This is a genomic window from Pseudomonas citrullilanati, assembly GCF_030580855.1.
Classification (GTDB): domain Bacteria; phylum Pseudomonadota; class Gammaproteobacteria; order Pseudomonadales; family Pseudomonadaceae; genus Aquipseudomonas; species Aquipseudomonas citrulli.
This window is the reverse complement of sequence record NZ_JAUQOP010000003.1, coordinates 87,455-103,499: the sequence shown is the minus strand read 5'-3', so window position 1 is coordinate 103,499 and position 16,045 is coordinate 87,455. Positions and strand designations below refer to the sequence as shown.

Sequence of the window (16,045 nt, the reverse complement as noted above, 5' to 3'; positions counted from 1 at the left end):
GGGTGAATCCACCCATCAAGCGGGCAGTCGTCGACAGGGCGACTTAAAGTTGGAGTTCTACTGTGTCAACCTCGGACGGTATTGTTCTTATGGCACCCTTGAGCAAGCCGGACCTCAGGTTCAGGTACGTCACCAGCGACATGGCGTCGGCACCCTGGAAGGCGATGTAGCCGTCGGGACGTACCAGCATCAGCGTGCCCTCCATGGCGTGGTAGCGCTTGTGCAGTCGCCAGTCGGGGTCGAGCAACGTCGAATGCCAGGACGGCAATCCGTCGCTGCTCAGGGCGTCGACCACGCAATAGGCCTTGATGCCCGGGTAGTCCTTCTCCACGGTCCGGGCCAGGGAGTAATGGCCCGGCAACAGCGGCGAAAACTGATCGGCCCCGGTGAACACCAGCAACGTGAAGGTGCCGTGGAACAGGTCGATCAAGCGTTTTGGCGGCAGCCCTTGCCGTTGCCACAGCTCGACATCCGGCGCCAGTTGACCCGCGCGCGGCGCCGCGGTCGGGAACTCGGCCTTCTTGCCTTTGCGCCGCCAGTCCTTGCGCTGTTTCTTGGTCAGCGATTCCTGGATGTAGTCGCTTTTGCCGTAGTGGTATTGGTGACCGGAAATCATCGACGGCAGTTTGCGCTGGACCTTCTTGCGGTTGCTGAGCAGTGGTAGGACGTTGTCCCGCAGCCAGACCAGGGCGCGCTGCCGGACGGTGATCAGGCCGGTCAGGCGGTGGGCCGTGTTCTCGACTTCGAGGGCGACGGGGTAGCGCTCGTCGTTGTAGCTGTCGAGCAGGGAAGGATCGGCCAGGCCCTGGTCGACGTAGGCCATCTTCCACGCCAGGTTGTAGGCCTCGGAAACCCCCAGGTTCATCCATTGCCCGCCGATCGGGCTGCCAATGTGCGCGGAGTCGCCCACCAGGAACACCGAGCCCTGCTGCATGGACTGCACACGGCGATGCTGGAACGAGGCGATGGTGGTCGACGAGATGTTGGACAGTGTCATCTTCTGCCCGCGTCCTTCACACAACCGCTGGAAGTTTTCCAGGCTCAGGGACGGACGCTCGCCTTCCGGCGGCAGGTTGTAGGGCATCTCGATGAACAGGCGATAACGGGACTCGGCGCTGATCGGCGCGACGGCCACGTAGCCGTCCTGGGCACCGAGGAAGAAAGCGCCTTCGTCCTTGCTGCCGGACCATTGGATGTCGGCGTCGGCCAGCATGAAGAAGCGGTCGTAGGACGAACCTTCGAAGGTCATGTCGAGGCGCTTCCTGATGTTGCTGCGCGCGCCATCGCACGCGGCCACCCAGCGGGTGGTCAACGTTTCGTCGCTGCCATCGGCATGGCGCAGGGTCATGCGCACGGCGTCGGGCTGGTTTTCCAGGTCCACCAGCTCGGTGTTCCACTCCACCTGCGTGCCCAGTTCGTTGAGCCGTTCAAGCAGGAGTTTCTCGGTCTGCGGTTGCGGCAGGCTCAGGAGCAGCGGGTACGTCGCGTCGAGGTAGGAGAAGTTGTAGTTCAGCACCCGCCGGGCGTTCGATTGCACGGAAAACTGGTTGATGGTGAAGCCGGCGCTGACGGCCTGGTCGGCAATGCCCAGGTCGCGGAAGATTTCCAGGGTGCGCGAATGGATGGCCATCGCCTTGGTCGCCGTCGAAGGGCCGGCGTTCTTTTCGATGATGCGCAAAGAAACGCCCCACTTTTTCAGCAGGATGGCCAGGGACAGGCCAATCGGCCCGGCGCCTACGATCATGACGGTGGGGGCGCTGCCAGGGCGCTTGAAATACGTGGGGGGCAACGTGCTCAGAGTGTTCATCGGTCAGTACCAGTTTCTGTAGAAAGGAGAGTGGGCAATGCCGAGCAGGGCATCGTCACCTGATGAGTCGCCGTAGGCATAAATGTAGAAGTCATCGAGGTTGCTCAAGCAGCCCTTGAGCCGTGTGACTTTCTCTCTCTCAACGCAATTGGTCCCGCTGATCCCGCCTGTCAGTTTGTTCTTCGCCGTGGCCAGGCGAGTGCCGCAGACGTAGTCGAAACCCACCGCCTGGCCCCAGGGGATCAGGTAGTTCTCGGGCGAGTTGCTGACCAGCGCGGTGACGTGGCCCATGGACTGGTGCCATTGCAACCGGCGCAGGGCCTCGGGCCGGAGCCAGAGGGGCAGCAGTTCGGTGATGAAGTACTTGGCGTGCTCGCGCTCGTCCTCCACGGACAGGCCGCCCAGGTAGCAGGCAATGAACGCCAGCCGGGCTTGCATCAGCGGGGTGATGCCGACGATCACGCTGAGCATTTTCGGCAGCAGCGGGATGATCCTGAGCCAGAACGCGCGGGTGCCGGCGATGTGGCGCATGTAGCGCCAGAACGTGTGCCGGTCGGTCAGGGTGCCGTCGAAGTCGAAGACGGCCAGTACCGGTTGGGTGTTGTCAGCTTGCATGTGCCACTTCCTTGAGTGCGATGATTTCGACGGTCCTGGGCAGCTTGAAGCCCGACAGGTAGCGCGAAAGCAGGGTGGCGATCGCGTTCTGGGTCAATTCGGCGCTGCCTTCCACGCACAGATGCAAGACGTTCACGTCCTTGTTGTCCGGGACGATGTAGGCTTTGGCGCGCGTGACGCCAGGGTGTTTCAGGGCGATGGATTCGATTTCCGCCAGGTCGACCATCTGCGCCTTGATCTTCGAGATCCGCAGGCGTTGGCAGTAGAAAAACACGTGGCCGTCTTCGTCCTGCCAGACCAGGTCGCCGGTATGAAACCAGCCATCGCGGAAGAACCGGGCATTGGCGTCTTCGGCATCGAGGTAGCCGTCGATCACCATCGAGCCGCGGATCAGCAACTCGCCGATGCGGCCGGGGACAACTTCGCGTCCCTCGGCGTCGACGACCCGCAGTTCCACGCCACTGATCGCGCGTCCCATGGCGCCGCGATGGACCTCGCCAATCGAGCTCTGGACGATCACCGGCATGCTTTCGGTCAACCCGTAGCCTTGCAGCACCGCCTTGCAGCCGAGCAACTTGCCCAGCTTCTCGGCTTCGTCGGCCGGCAGGTGGCTGCCACCCGAATAGATCATCAGCTTCGAGTGCATCGGCAGCAGCGCGCCTTTGCGCTTGGCCAGGCGCGTGTTGAAGTAGCGGATGACGTCGGGCACCAGGCAGGCGAAAGTGACCTGGTGTTCGGACAGCACTTCTGCCAGGTCGCGATTGAGCAGCGTGTTGGTCATCAGCAAGGTGGCGCCGATGCTCAACGGGAACACCATCATCACCGACAACCCGAAAATGGCATAGAGCGGCAACGTCACCAGGTGGACCGAGCCGACGCCTTGCAAGTGGAACTGCTCGTGCAGCCCGTCGCTCGATTGCGTCAGGTCGAGATAGCGGTGGGCGACCGCCAGGGGCTTGCCCAGGCCCCGGTAGGTAAACTGCACCGAGACCACCGGATTGCCCTCGGGCAAGACCAGGGGCTCGGCCTCGTGGGGCACCTGTGCGACGGCCGTTGCATGGACCGGCAGCGCCGCCGATGGCTCGCCGCCAATGTCCAGGACCAAGGTGTGGCGAATGCCAGAGGTTGGGTGGAACAGCTCGCTGTGCTGCTGCGACAGTGCACCCGTCGTGACCACCAGCGTCGGCGCGGCCAGGCCGATGACGTTGGCCATCTCGAACGGCGTCAGCTTGTGGTTGAGGATCACCGGCACCGCTCCGCGGCCGATGATCGCCAGGTAATAAGCGATGAACTCCACACTGTTGGGTAGCACCATCGCGACTTTATCGCCAGGGGCTACCGCCAATGCTTTAAGTACGCCATTACCGGCTTGTGCCATGTTTCGCAATTGACGGTAAGTTACGGACTGTTCTTCCGCGTCCAGGTAGTGGATGGCTAACTGATCAGGAAAAGATTCCGAAAAACCGACAAAGCGATGCAGAAAACCTTCTTTATTGGAAAGGCTTTTCATATACCAACCTCTTTCAATCCTTGGATGTATGGCGTGTCTGAACCGTGTTACAGAGGCAGGCTATAGTTAAATTATTTCAATCAAGCATCTAGGTAGTTATTGTTTCGATACCAATTCAGCGTATCGGTCAGGGTTTCACTGACAGGGCGGAACTTGCAGTCCAGCTCCCTTGAACTCTTCTGGTGGCTGAAGTGTGTGCGGCCTTGTTCCTGTTCCATGAGTTTGACCGTGGAGGTGCTGATCAATACCGGCTTTTTAGTCAGGCGGTAATAACCTTCGTAGACAATGGCGATGATTCGCAACATGAGCAAAGGCACTTTGCGTTCTGGTGCCTTGATACCACTGACACTGGCAAGTGCCTGGAAGATACTCTTCATGTCCATGTGATTGCCGGCGGCCAGGTAACGTTCGCCGGACCTGCCCCGGGTGATGGCGGCGATCTGGTGCTCGGCCACGTCACGGGCGTCGACCACGGAAAAACTTCCAGGAAGAACGCCGGGGAGTTTTTGTCCTACAAAATCCAGCAGGAACTGTCCTGATGAGGTAGGACCAATATCACCGGGGCCAAACATCCAGCCCGGCAAGACCATGGCGATGAACATGTCCGGGTGTTGCACCAGGAACTCCTGGACCTTCTGTTCGGACAATATCTTGCTCAAGTAGTAATCGTCGGCTTCCTGCTCACTGCGAGACATGGTTTCGTCGATCACTTGGTCGCGGTTGCCCTTGAGCACCGCGATGGAAGAGGTATGCACGGCGCGTCGGATGCCGGCGGCATAGGCGGCTTGCAACAGGCGCTCGGTGCCGGTCACGTTGGTGTCGTACAGCTTCTGCCAATGTTTTCCGCCTTTGTAGCTGTCGCGAAAATAGGCCGCGGTATGGAACAGGGCGTCGCAACCCTGCAAGGCGTGACTGAAGGCGTCGACATCGAGCATGTCGCCTTCGACCAGTTCGACGGGCAGGTCGCCAAACTGCTTGCGCGCTTTTTCAATGGAGCGAACCAGCGCCTTGACCTTGATTTTGCGCGCCAGCAGCGCATGGACGACATTGTTCCCGAGCAGGCCAGTAGCGCCTGTGACGAAGGCATATTCCATTAAAATCCAGCTCCTTTGGGGTGACCTGTCGTCGCATTCGAATCGCTACAGCGGATCCAGTGCGCCGACCAGGCGTTGGGCTTCACCAACGGCGCAAGTAAAAACCATTCGGTATCTGAAAATCAAGCGGTATTTATGTGAAGCTTTTGTGGTCGACCGAAAAAGGGGCTCCCGGGGCCGGGAAGCACGGGCCCAGGCGAGGGCTGATGTCGGCGGCCGCCAGACGGTTACCGGTCTATCTTTATCCTCTGTCGCGGTGGGAGAACGCTGTTCCCATGGCGCTGTAAGTCGCTGTCGAGACTCATCTTGCATTCGCTTTCCAGCGCCCCCGGTACATGGCGATTACATGGCACCTGCTTAAAAGTTTAGATGCGGATGATTAATACGGGCGTGTATAAGATATGATGGCCGCCACGGGTTTTTTGCCGGCAGGAGCCAATGCTTGCATTCAGTTACAAATAGATATTTTTGTTGGCTAAAGGAGCCGAGGGCGTGATCAAGAAGAGACTAGGTCGAGAGGAAAGCCAGCAAGTAACCAGAGACAGATTATTCGATACGGCCATTGATCTGATGATCAAGAAAGGTTTTCACGCGGCCAGCGTGAACACGATTTCCGAGGAAGCTGGTTATTCGAAAGGGGCATTTTTTTCCAACTTTTCAAGTAAGGCCGACCTGCTGTTGCAACTGGCGCAGCGGTTCAAGCGGGTGGAAATCGACCGGCTGGGTTCGACCCTGGCGGCGGGCTATACATCCGAGCAGTTGACGCAGGGCCTGAATGCCTACATCGATACACTGAAAGATAATGCCAATTGCGCGATCCTCGACGTCGAGTTGCAGTTGATCGCGTTGCGCGATAGCGATTTTTCACCGCTCTACAATGAGCTTCATGAAGAAAACAGCGTGGCCCTGGGCAAGCTGATCACCATCATCTTCAATCACGCCGGCAAGAAGCCGCCGATGGAAAATGCCACGCTTGCAAAGACTTTCACGGCGCTGTCGGAAGGTTTGATTCTGCAAGGGCATAAAGATCCGGCGGCGGAAATAAAACTGGTGTTGAACTCGCTGATTCAAACAGCAGAGCCGTTGTAGGCGCTCACTTGCCAATTAGTTTACGGATCATCCGGATCAGTTTTTTACCAGGGTGCTCGACACTTTGTTCCGCCCGACAACTTGCGCCCCCGTGCGGCCTCGTCAACCGCGGGACTGCCCGCGTAGCTGTGCCGGGCTGACACCCAGGCGCTGCTTGAACAGCGTCGTCATGTGCGCCTGGGAATTGAAGCCGCAGGCGAGGGCGATCTCGCTCAATCCGGCGAACGTGTCGCTCATCAAGGCCCGAGCCTTGGCCAGGCGCCGGTCGATCAGGTAGCTGTGGGGGCTTTTACCCGTCGCCTGCTTGAATGCCCGGATGAAATACCCCTCGGACAAGCCCAGCAGCGCGGCCATCGTCGACACGCCGAGCGGGCCGCCGAGACCGGCCTCGATGAACTCGTCCAGCAGGCGCAGGCGCCGGCCGGTGATCGAGCCGGGAGGCGGTGTCGAGCAACGTTCGCTGCCGATTGCCCGTTCAGCCAATCCAAGCGCCCAGGCTTCCCAGTCGTCCTGCGCCGATGCCTGTAACAGCGCACTGCGCATGCGCTGCGCGAGGGCGATGGCCGGCGGGTCGATACGATTGTTGAAGGGGCGCTCGCCCTCCAGTGCCAGGCCGTCCGTGCGCAGCAGGCGCAGGTATTCACCGCCCTGGGGCGATTCGGAGAATACGTCACACCCGACCGGGACGAAGGCCAGGCCGTTGGGCAGGGCGTCGAACGGATGCACCCGGTCACTGCCGATGGCGTGCAGGCCGCGCTGGCTGTCGAAGGCGAAGCCGATCGAAGCCTGGGTCGCGACATAACGGGTCGCATAGGCGCAGCCCGGCAACAATTCGATCGCCCAGGGTCCGGCCTCGATACGCCGGATCGGTTCGGGCAAGGGCGACGGCACGCGGTTGCTACGGTTCATGAGCGACATAGTAGTGAAGAAGGTGGCTGAAAGTCAGGTCAGTTTTCTGGAAGCCCGACGGGAGCGCCGGCACTAGACTGGGCCAAAACCTGGAGGCAAGCCCATGCACAGACTGACGCTGGACGCTATCGAACAAGCGGCGCGCAACGTATACCAGACCATGCCCGCCACGGCTCAATACGCTTGGCCCCTGCTGGCCGAACGGCTGGGTTGCACGGTGTGGGTCAAGCACGAGAACCACACGCCCACCGGCGCCTTCAAGGTCCGTGGCGGCCTGACGTTCATGCATTGGCTCAAGCGCGAGCACCCCGAGGTGAAGGGCGTGGTCACGGCGACCCGGGGCAATCACGGGCAGAGCCTGGCGTTGGCGGCAAGGGCGCTGGGCTTGCAAGCGTTGATCGTCGTGCCGCAGGGCAACTCGCTTGAGAAGAACCAGGCCATGCGCGGCTTCGGTGGCGAGGTGGTGGAGTTCGGTCGCGATTTCGATGAAGCCCGGGAAGAGGCTGCGCGTCTGGCGCAACGCCATGGGCTGTTCCTGGTGCCGCCGTTTCACGCCGAGCTGGTCAGGGGCGTGGCGACCTATGGATGGGAGTTGTTCAAGGCGGTGCCGGAGCTGGACACCGTCTATGTGCCGATTGGTTGCGGCTCGGGCATCTGCGCGGTCATCGCCGCCCGTGATGCCTTGGGCCTGGACACCGAGGTGGTCGGGGTGGTGTCCACCGAGGCTGCGGCGGCGAAGTTGTCGTTCGAGGCCGGGACCCTGTGCGAAACCCCATCGGCGAATACCTTCGCCGACGGCCTGGCCGTGCGCAAACCCATTCCCGAGGCCTTCGCCGTCTACGGGACCTCGGCGACGCGGATCGTAGCGGTCGACGACAACGAAATCGCCGAGGCCATGCGGGTCTACTACACCGACACCCACAACCTCGCCGAAGGCGCCGGCGCCGCGGCGTTGGCGGCGCTGATGCAGGAGCGTGAAGCCATGAAGGGGAAACGGGTGGGAGTGATCCTGTCAGGCGGTAACGTCGACCGGCCGGTGTACGCGAAGGTCCTGGGTAACCAGGACGCTTGACCAGCCGACCGCAAGGTTCGTATTCGCCCAACTATCCTGTGGGAGCGAGCTTGCTCGCGATAGTGGTGGTGCAGTCAACATCGGCATTGGCTGGGCTGCCGCCATCGCGAGCGAGCTCGCTCCCACAGGGGATCTCCAGTGGTCGCAGTCAGCAGGTCCACCCTACAACCCCGGTGGGAGCGAGCTTGCTCCCCACAGGGGATCCACAGTGGTCGCCAATAGCTGGCGGATACCGGCTGCTCCCTGGAACATTTCTGAACTTTCACCTGGTCAACATTTCCATTGCTTGAAGACGCCGTTAACCCTCGCCAGAGCAGAACATGAATGTGACCCACAAGCCATCCAGAACCCCATTACGACGCGCCGTGACCGGGCCGCTGTTGTTTCTTTTCATCCTGGGCGATGTGCTGGGCGCCGGTGTCTATGCGCTGGCCGGGACCATCGCCGGGCAGGTAGGGGGTGCGATCTGGGTGCCGTTGCTGGTGGCGTTGTTCTTTGCCATGCTCACCGCCGGCTCGTATGCCGAATTGGTCACCAAGTACCCGCAGGCCGGCGCGGCGTCGGTGTTTGCCGAGAAGGCGTTTCGCTCACCGCTGCTATCCTTCCTGGTCGGCTTCTGCATGCTGGCTGCGGCGGTGACCAGTGCGGCCGGCCTTTCGCTGGCATTCGCGGGCGATTACCTCGCGACCTTCGTCCACGTTTCGCCCCACATCGCCGCGCTGGTCTTCCTGGTGGTCATCGCGTTGTTGAATGCCCGCGGGATCAAGGAGTCCCTGGGGGCGAACCTGGTCATGACCCTCATCGAGCTATCGGGCCTGGTGCTGGTCATCGTTGCCGCCGCGTGGTTTTTCCGTACGGGCGACGCGCATTTGGAAAGCGCGCTGCAGTTCAAGCCGGGCGTCAGCCCCTGGCTGGCGGTGCTGGGCGCGGCCTTGCTGGCGTTCTATTCCTTCGTCGGGTTTGAGACGTCGGCCAATCTCGCCGAGGAAATACGCGACGTGCGCAGGGTCTATCCACGCGCCCTGTTCGCGGCGCTGCTCACCGCCGGCGTGGTCTACATGGCCGTGGGCGTCGCCGCTTCGTCGGTGCTGTCCATGGACGAACTGGTCGCCACCTCGGCGCCCTTGCTCGAAGTCGTGCGCGCCTCCGGGTTGAGTCTTTCGCCGCGTGTCTTCGCCTTCATCGCCCTGGTCGCCGTGGCCAACGGCGCGCTGCTGACCATGATCATGGCCAGCCGCCTGGCCTATGGGATGGCCTGCCAGGGTTTGCTGCCGGGGCCCTTGGCGCAAGTCCTGCCGAAACGGCGGACGCCCTGGGTCGCCATCGTCGCCACGACCCTCGTTTCCATCGCATTGACCCTCACGGGCTCCCTCGCCACCCTCGCCGAGACCGTCGTCCTGCTGTTGCTGTTCGTGTTCCTCAGCACCAACCTGGCGGTGCTGGTGCTACGCCGCGATACAGTGGCAGAGGCGCATTTCCGAGTGCCCACCTGGGTGCCCGTCATGGCGATCGCCTCGTGCCTGGTATTGCTCAGCCAGCAAAGCCTGGACACTTGGCTGCGTGGCGGTGTCCTGGTCGGCGTGGGAGGCCTGCTGTATTTCTGTACGCGAATGGCGATGCCCGTCGCGGTAAAACCTGGCTAGGCAGTCGGCCGGTAACCGTGCCGGTGATCGGCGGCCCTCCAGAAAGGCCGACCTTTGCCGATTCAGGGAGCGATGACTAGTCTTTGCACGTGCAGGGACGTACCGTCACCGCAACGGAATCTTGATCATGACCGACCGCTCCCCCCGACAACCTTTCAGGTCCCTCGGCTGTGCCGAATGCCGCGACCATCACGCGCTCGGTTTCGATTTCACCATGGCGTTCCAGCCAATCTTCAATGTCCGCACCGGCGCTGCGTTCGCCTATGAGGCCTTGGTCAGGGGCCTCAACGGTGAGTCGGCGAGCGACATCCTGGGACGGGTGAACGACGGCAATCGCTACCGGTTCGACCAGGCATGCCGCGTGAAGGCGATCGAGGAGGCCGCCAGGCTGGGCATCCTGGATATCGAGCAGTGCCTGCTGAGCATCAATTTCCTGCCCAACGCGGTCTACCGGGCCGAGACCTGCATACGGGCCACCCTGGAAGCGGCGCGCCAGGTTCATTTCCCGCCGGAGCGCTTGATGTTCGAAGTCACCGAGGGCGAGAGGGTCGATGACCCTGACCACCTCAAGTCCATTTTCACCGAGTACGAGCGCCAGGGGTTCACCACCGCGATCGACGATTTCGGGTCCGGCTACTCGGGCCTGAACCTGTTGGCCATGTTCCAGCCGCAGGTGCTGAAGATCGATATGGCCTTGACCCGCGGCATCGACCAGGATCCGGTGAAACAGGCCATTGTCGAGGGAATTCTCCTGGTGGCGAAGCGCTTGGGGATCCTGGTCATCGCCGAAGGGGTCGAGACCCCGGGGGAGAGTGCCGCGTTGCTGGGCCTGGGCATCGAACTGATGCAGGGCTACCTGTACGCACGGCCGGCAATAGGGCACCTGCCGACCTATCGTTTCGACGTGTCGTAGCCTGGAGCTATGCCGCCTCGGCGGCCATGGCCGCCTGGACGCACGGGCGCGCTTGGATTCGCTCCATGAACGCTGCCAGCGCTGGCCAGTCCGTGATTTCGATAGCGAATCGCGGCAGCCATTTGAGCAGGGTGAACAGATAGAATGACGCCGCCAGCGCTTTTCTGGCGTCAAAACATAATTGTGTCGCGGCATATAAAGCCCCGGATCCGGGAGTCGATAGCCTTTTGAGGTCCGCTCAATTCCGGGTCCAGAGAGGGTATGCCATGTTTAACACAGCACTGAAAAGTGAACTGTCGGCCAGGACGGCCGAACTGGCAACATACAAGGGATTAGTTGGCGCGCTTGAACGGTCGATGGCGGTCATCGAGTTCAGCCCCGATGGCAAGGTCCTTCGTGCGAACGAGAACTTCCTGAAGACGATGGGCTATCGTGCGGACCAGGTGGCGGGCCTCGCGCACCGGGATTTCTGTAGCCCTGCGCTGGCCGGCAGTGCCGAGTATCGCGAGTTCTGGAACCAGTTGCGGGCCGGGCAGTTTGTTTCCGGTACGTTCCAGCGCCGCGGCGGGCAAGGCCAGACCCTCTGGCTGGAAGCCAGCTACAGCCCGGTCCTCGACGAGCAGGGCCGGGTCGTCAAAGTGGTGAAGTATGCCCTCGATGTCACGGCCAAAGTCGTGAGCGAGGCGGAAACCCGTGCGCGCCTGGCGGCGCTCGACCGTGCCATGGCGGTGATCGAGTTCGACCTGGGCGGCAATATCCTGACCGCCAACGACAACTTCCTCCACGTCATGAATTACTCCCTGGCCGAGCTGAAGGGCAAGCATCACCGGATGTTCTGCGAGCCGGACCTGGTCAGCAGCGCCGAATACAGCGATTTCTGGCGACGTCTCAATGCGGGTGAATTCTTCAGCGGCCAGTTCAAGCGCCTGGGCAAGCATGGCAAGGTCGTCTGGGTGGAAGCGAGCTACAACCCGGTCTACGACGCCGAGGGCAAATTGAGCAAGATCGTCAAGTTCGCCAGCGACATCAGCGAGCGGGTCGAGAAGTTCGAAGAGGACTCGCGCGGCGCGTCCCGCGCCTACCACATTTCCGCCGAGACCGAGCGCGTCGCGGAGCAGGGTGCCCAGGTCATTCATCAAACCGCCAAGGAAATGCGCCAGATCGCCGACAACATCGGCACCTCCGCGCGTTTGGTTGGCCAGCTGGGGGCACGTTCGGAAGAAATCACGGCAATCGTCAACACCATCCGCGGCATTGCCGACCAGACCAACCTGCTGGCCCTGAACGCGGCCATCGAGGCCGCGCGGGCCGGCGACCAGGGCAGGGGCTTCGCGGTGGTGGCCGACGAAGTCCGGCAACTGGCCGGGCGCACCAGCCGCTCGACCTCGGAGATCGCCGAGATGATCGGCAAGATACTCTCCGAAACCCGTGATGCCGTGACCAGCATGAACGAGACCCATGAGGGTGCCCTGCGCGGCGTCACGCTGGCGGACCAGGCCGGTTCGGTCATCGTGCAGATCCGTGCCGGTACCACCGATGCGCTGGAGGCGGTGAGCATGTTCGCCTCCAAGCTCGACGAGTCCGAGGTCATTCCCAAGACGGCCATCGGCTGGGTGGGGTGAGCCTTGCAGGCGTAGCGGATAGCCCATCCGGGCTATTTCGCCAGCGTCGCGGCCAGGACAGCGTCCACTGAAGCACCCTTGCACTTTATGAAAGAGTGGATTGCAGCGTGTGCGTATTCCTGCGCAGTCGCTTTGGGAAGAAGATGGCTCTACCGACAGCACACCTGGGCGACAGGTGTGGCGGAGTATCCCTAACCGAGGCGCAATGGCGCGGCTTCAAGCCGCGGGCGCGAGGAGCAGATGATGGACGAAGCCACGACAGCACAATCCTCGCCCTGGCACGAAGGAGAGCTGGCCCTGCAGCGCACGGTTGGCGCGGTGGACATGATGGCCGGCGTCGGCCAGCGCCAGCTGGCGCGGACCTGGATGCCGGACCAGCATCGCGAGTTCTATGCCCAACTGCCATTCGTGGTGCTGGGGGCGGTGGACCGGCAAGGCGATGTCTGGGCGACCCTGCGTGCGGGGCAACCCGGCTTCATGCATTCTCCCGATCCCCAGACCCTGCACATCAACCTCCCGGCGCAGCCAGACGATCCGGCCCAGGAGGGCATGGGCGAAGGGGACGCCATCGGCATGCTGGGCATCGAATTGCACACCCGGCGGCGCAACCGCATGAACGGCATCGTGCGTCGCCAGCTTGACCAGGGCCTCGAGATCTCGGTGCGCCAGGCCTATGGCAACTGCCCTCGCTACATCAATCTGCGCCAGTACGAGTTTGTAAACGAGCAGCCTGGCGCCCCGCGCCCACTGAGCGTGGCGGATCCCCTGGTACGGCACCTGGTGACAAGCGCCGACTCGTTCTACATCGCCTCCTACGTGGTGCGCGACGGCGAGCGACAGGTCGATGCGTCCCACCGTGGCGGCAAGCCGGGGTTCGTGCGCATGGATGAGGACGGGACGCTTACCGTTCCTGATTTTTCCGGCAACCTGTTCTTCAACACCTTGGGCAACATCCTGCTCAACCCCCGGGCCGGGCTGGTGTTCGTCGATGTGCAGACCGGCGACCTGCTACAGATGAGCGGTACGGCGCAGGTGGTGCTGGACGATCCCGAGATCGCCGCGTTCCAGGGGGCCGAGCGTTTGTTGCGCTTCACGCCCCAGCGCATCGTCCATCGGCCGGGGGCACTGCCCTTGCGCTGGAGGGACAAGGCCGAGGGTGAGTCGCCCAACTCGCGGATGACCGGCAGTTGGGCCCATGCCGCCGAGCGTTTGCAGGCCGAAGTCATGCGCACCCAGTGGCGTTCACTGCAAGTCACGCGGGTGGTGGATGAGAGCCCGGCCATTCGTTCGTTCTACCTGCAAGCGAGCGATGGCGTCGGCCTGCCGCGGTTCGAAGCCGGGCAGCATCTGCCGCTGCGGGTCGCGTTGCCAGGCCAGAAGGCGCCGTCGATTCGCACCTACAGCGTGTCCAGTGCGCCGTCGGATGATTTCCTGCGCATCAGCGTCAAGCGTGACGGTTCGGTATCGTCCCACCTGCATGACCAGGTCCAGCCGCTGCACGCGATCGAGGCGCGCGCCCCCCAGGGCCATTTCACCGTGCAACCTACCGAGCGGCGCCCCTTGGTGTTGCTGGCGGCGGGCGTTGGCATCACGCCGCTGTTGTCGATGTTGCGCGAAGTGGTGTACCAAGGGCTGCGCATCAATCGCCTGCGCCCGGTCTGGCTGGTGCAAAGCGCACGGACGGTGGCCGAACTGGCGTTTCGCGATGAAATCGATGAGCTGGTGGCGCGCGCCGGCGACAAGGTGCAGGTGTTGCGCATGGTCAGCCAGCCGCCCGTGGATGCGCCTGCGGGCAATGCCTACGACCTGGCGGGCCGGATCGACATCGAGCTGCTGAAGCAATGGCTGCCGTTGAATGACTACGACTACTACCTGTGCGGGCCGGGCAGCTTCACCCAGGCACTGTACGATGGCCTGCGCGGCCTGCGCATTCCTGACGATCGCATCCATGCCGAAACCTTCGGCCCGTCCACCCTGGTGCGGGATGTCGAGGTCAGCGTCCCGGCGGCGCAGCAAGTGCCGGCGGCGACCGAACCGGTGAAGATCCTGTTCTCCAGCTCCGCCAAGGAAGGGCGCTGGGAGCCGGGCAGCGGTACCTTGCTCGAACTGGCCGAGGCCCGTGGCCTGGAACCGGAGTTCAGTTGTCGTGGCGGTTCCTGCGGCACCTGCAAGACCCGCTTGAGCCAGGGCCAGGTGCACTACCTGACGCAGCCGGCCGAGCCGGTCGGCGAGGGGGAAGTGCTGATCTGTTGCGCGGTGCCGGCCCAAGGCAGCGAGACGTTGGTGCTGGAGATCTGAACCGCTAGAAGCCACGTCGCACTTTTCCAGGGGCTTCACCGTGAAGCTCCTTGAATTTCTTGCTGAAGGCGGCCTGGGATTGGTAGCCGACCTGCAGGGCGATGTCACTCAACCCCAAGTGCGAATGGTGCAGCAGATTGAAGGCCTGCTCCATGCGCACTTGCGTCAGCAGCACCCAGGGCGAGACGCCGGCGACTTTGACGAACGCCCGCATGAAGTTCGCCCGGGACATGTTCGCGATCCCTGCCAGGCTTTCGATGGTCCATGGGTGCGCAAGGTCATCCAGCATCGCCTGCCAGGCCCGCCCCAGGCGCTTGTCGCCCAGCAAGGCCAACGAACCGCTGTCCTGCCCCTGGCTGGCCAGGTGCGCACGCAGGATCAGGGTGAACAGCGCCTGGGACAACGCATCGAGCAAAAAGCCCGCGCCGACCTGGTTGCCGTCCGCTTCCCCGCGCATGACATCGACCAGCGCCGGTAGCGGCCCGTTGGCCGGCAGCGCACCGCTGGGAATCACCAGGTAGTCGGGCAAGGCGGCGAACAAGAGCGAGGCACGGTTGAAGTAAAAGCCGCCACAGAGCATGTCCAGCTCCACGCTCGCGCCACCGATGCGATGGATCGGCAAGGTGCCGCCCAGTACCTGCGTCGGCATCACGGGCGCCACCGTTTTCCCGGGGCTGTGCATGACATGCCGGGCGCCCCGCGGCAGCAGCAGGATGTCGCCGGCGCGCATGGGCAGGCGCTGCCCATCGGGAAACTCCACCCGGCATTCGCCGGCCAGCACGATGTGGTAGGGCGCCTTGCCCAACGCTTCCTGCTCGTGATCCAGGGCCCAGTCGCCTTCGAACTGGCAACGCAGGTCCAGGCTGCCGCGCACATTGGCCAGGCTGATGAGTTTATCGATGGCGTGCATTTGAGATTTTCGCGAAAAACGCTGAGAGCATTGGACAAACCCGACCGGCGCGAGCATGGAAAACTGAGGGCGTTGAAACAGTACACCCAACCCACTCAGGAGTTAATGCCATGTTCCATAACTGGTCCGAATTATTGCCCACCATCCAGAAGGCCTTCGGCGCGCTGGGCAGGAACAACCCCAAGATGGTCAAGGCTTACATGGCCTTGGGAGAGGCCGCCAGCGAAAACAATGTACTCGATGCCAGGACGCGCGAACTGATCGCCATCGCGGTCGCGGTCACCACCCGCTGCGACGGCTGTATCGCCTCGCACACGGACGCGGCGATCAAGGCCGGGGCGAGTCGCGAAGAGGTCAGCGCGGCGCTGGCCACCGCGATCTCGCTGAACGCTGGCGCCGCGTATATCTATTCCCTGCGCACGCTGGAAGCCTACGACACGCTCAAAGCCCCGGCGTGAACCCAAGCCTGCAACGTATCGTGGCGAGAGAGCTGGCTCCCTCGCCACGATGATCAGAACCTTTGCCGGGGCAACTGACCTAATGCGGATACCAGGATCAGCGTT

13 protein-coding genes and 1 pseudogene are annotated in these 16,045 nt (G+C 62.5%); 8 read left to right on the top strand and 6 right to left on the bottom strand.

The window, feature by feature from the left end; all coding sequences use genetic code 11:
• Window positions 1-43 precede the first annotated feature (43 nt).
• From Q6A48_RS03480 to Q6A48_RS03465, 4 genes are all read right to left on the bottom strand, one after another.
• Complete coding sequence (locus Q6A48_RS03480) at window positions 44-1,807, bottom strand: FAD-dependent monooxygenase (RefSeq protein ID WP_304552014.1); 1,764 nt, start codon at window positions 1,805-1,807, stop codon at window positions 44-46.
• A 3-nt stretch (window positions 1,808-1,810) separates the two neighbouring features.
• The gene (locus Q6A48_RS03475; RefSeq protein ID WP_304552013.1) at window positions 1,811-2,422 is read right to left on the bottom strand and encodes an HAD-IB family hydrolase; all 612 of its coding nucleotides are present in this window, start codon (window positions 2,420-2,422) and stop codon (window positions 1,811-1,813) included.
• Window positions 2,412-3,932 carry a class I adenylate-forming enzyme family protein gene (locus tag Q6A48_RS03470; protein ID WP_304552011.1) on the bottom strand — a complete coding sequence of 507 codons (1,521 nt, stop codon included), beginning with the start codon at window positions 3,930-3,932 and terminating at the stop codon, window positions 2,412-2,414. The genes Q6A48_RS03475 and Q6A48_RS03470 overlap by 11 nt, the downstream gene beginning before the upstream one ends.
• 80 nt (window positions 3,933-4,012) lie before the next feature.
• Window positions 4,013-5,026 (bottom strand): SDR family oxidoreductase, encoded by a 1,014-nt coding sequence (locus Q6A48_RS03465; RefSeq protein ID WP_304552010.1) that lies wholly within the window; start codon window positions 5,024-5,026, stop codon window positions 4,013-4,015.
• Between the two features lie 492 nt (window positions 5,027-5,518).
• Between Q6A48_RS03465 and Q6A48_RS03460 the strand changes: the two genes are divergently transcribed.
• A complete protein-coding gene (locus Q6A48_RS03460) occupies window positions 5,519-6,115 on the top strand; it encodes a TetR/AcrR family transcriptional regulator (protein ID WP_304552009.1) in 597 nt (198 codons plus the stop codon).
• Between the two features lie 102 nt (window positions 6,116-6,217).
• On the opposite strand, the gene Q6A48_RS03455 is transcribed toward Q6A48_RS03460, so the two are convergent.
• Window positions 6,218-7,033, bottom strand: a complete 816-nt coding sequence (locus Q6A48_RS03455; protein ID WP_304552007.1) for a helix-turn-helix transcriptional regulator — start codon at window positions 7,031-7,033, stop codon at window positions 6,218-6,220.
• 94 nt (window positions 7,034-7,127) lie between these two features.
• On the opposite strand from Q6A48_RS03455, the gene Q6A48_RS03450 reads away from it, so the two are divergent.
• The 6 genes and pseudogenes from Q6A48_RS03450 to Q6A48_RS03425 all read left to right on the top strand — a co-directional run bounded on the left by Q6A48_RS03450 (window position 7,128) and on the right by Q6A48_RS03425 (window position 14,572).
• The gene (locus tag Q6A48_RS03450; RefSeq protein ID WP_304552006.1) at window positions 7,128-8,096 is read left to right on the top strand and encodes a threonine dehydratase; all 969 of its coding nucleotides are present in this window, start codon (window positions 7,128-7,130) and stop codon (window positions 8,094-8,096) included.
• A 320-nt stretch (window positions 8,097-8,416) separates the two neighbouring features.
• Window positions 8,417-9,739: an APC family permease gene (locus Q6A48_RS03445; protein ID WP_304552004.1), complete on the top strand. Its 1,323-nt coding sequence runs from the start codon at window positions 8,417-8,419 to the stop codon at window positions 9,737-9,739.
• Window positions 9,740-9,866: 127 nt separating this feature from the next.
• Complete coding sequence (locus Q6A48_RS03440; RefSeq protein ID WP_304552003.1) at window positions 9,867-10,652, top strand: EAL domain-containing protein; 786 nt, start codon at window positions 9,867-9,869, stop codon at window positions 10,650-10,652.
• 266 nt (window positions 10,653-10,918) lie between these two features.
• Window positions 10,919-11,686, top strand: a pseudogene (locus Q6A48_RS25950) (PAS domain-containing protein); the annotation flags it as partial.
• The gene (locus tag Q6A48_RS25945) at window positions 11,678-12,274 is read left to right on the top strand and encodes a methyl-accepting chemotaxis protein (RefSeq protein ID WP_369811656.1); all 597 of its coding nucleotides are present in this window, start codon (window positions 11,678-11,680) and stop codon (window positions 12,272-12,274) included. The pseudogene Q6A48_RS25950 and the gene Q6A48_RS25945, both read left to right, overlap by 9 nt.
• A gap of 243 nt (window positions 12,275-12,517) precedes the next feature.
• A complete protein-coding gene (locus Q6A48_RS03425) occupies window positions 12,518-14,572 on the top strand; it encodes a 2Fe-2S iron-sulfur cluster-binding protein (RefSeq protein ID WP_304551999.1) in 2,055 nt (684 codons plus the stop codon).
• A 4-nt stretch (window positions 14,573-14,576) separates the two neighbouring features.
• On the opposite strand, the gene Q6A48_RS03420 is transcribed toward Q6A48_RS03425, so the two are convergent.
• Window positions 14,577-15,482: an AraC family transcriptional regulator gene (locus Q6A48_RS03420; RefSeq protein ID WP_304551997.1), complete on the bottom strand. Its 906-nt coding sequence runs from the start codon at window positions 15,480-15,482 to the stop codon at window positions 14,577-14,579.
• Between the two features lie 110 nt (window positions 15,483-15,592).
• On the opposite strand from Q6A48_RS03420, the gene Q6A48_RS03415 reads away from it, so the two are divergent.
• On the top strand, window positions 15,593-15,940 hold the full coding sequence (locus Q6A48_RS03415; protein ID WP_304551995.1) for a carboxymuconolactone decarboxylase family protein: 348 nt from the start codon (window positions 15,593-15,595) through the stop codon (window positions 15,938-15,940).
• Window positions 15,941-16,045: the final 105 nt, after the last annotated feature.

Excerpts from the sequence above, each read along its gene's own strand:
- Q6A48_RS03480 (WP_304552014.1), bottom strand. The coding sequence starts at position 1,807 with ATGAACACTCTGAGCACGTTGCCCCCCACGTATTTCAAGCGCCCTGGC.
- Q6A48_RS03475 (WP_304552013.1), bottom strand. The coding sequence starts at position 2,422 with ATGCAAGCTGACAACACCCAACCGGTACTGGCCGTCTTCGACTTCGAC.
- Q6A48_RS03470 (WP_304552011.1), bottom strand. The coding sequence starts at position 3,932 with ATGAAAAGCCTTTCCAATAAAGAAGGTTTTCTGCATCGCTTTGTCGGT.
- Q6A48_RS03465 (WP_304552010.1), bottom strand. The coding sequence starts at position 5,026 with ATGGAATATGCCTTCGTCACAGGCGCTACTGGCCTGCTCGGGAACAAT.
- Q6A48_RS03455 (WP_304552007.1), bottom strand. The coding sequence starts at position 7,033 with ATGTCGCTCATGAACCGTAGCAACCGCGTGCCGTCGCCCTTGCCCGAA.
- Q6A48_RS03450 (WP_304552006.1), top strand. The coding sequence starts at position 7,128 with ATGCACAGACTGACGCTGGACGCTATCGAACAAGCGGCGCGCAACGTA.
- Q6A48_RS03445 (WP_304552004.1), top strand. The coding sequence starts at position 8,417 with ATGAATGTGACCCACAAGCCATCCAGAACCCCATTACGACGCGCCGTG.
- Q6A48_RS03440 (WP_304552003.1), top strand. The coding sequence starts at position 9,867 with ATGACCGACCGCTCCCCCCGACAACCTTTCAGGTCCCTCGGCTGTGCC.
- Q6A48_RS03425 (WP_304551999.1), top strand. The coding sequence starts at position 12,518 with ATGGACGAAGCCACGACAGCACAATCCTCGCCCTGGCACGAAGGAGAG.
- Q6A48_RS03420 (WP_304551997.1), bottom strand. The coding sequence starts at position 15,482 with ATGCACGCCATCGATAAACTCATCAGCCTGGCCAATGTGCGCGGCAGC.
- Q6A48_RS03415 (WP_304551995.1), top strand. The coding sequence starts at position 15,593 with ATGTTCCATAACTGGTCCGAATTATTGCCCACCATCCAGAAGGCCTTC.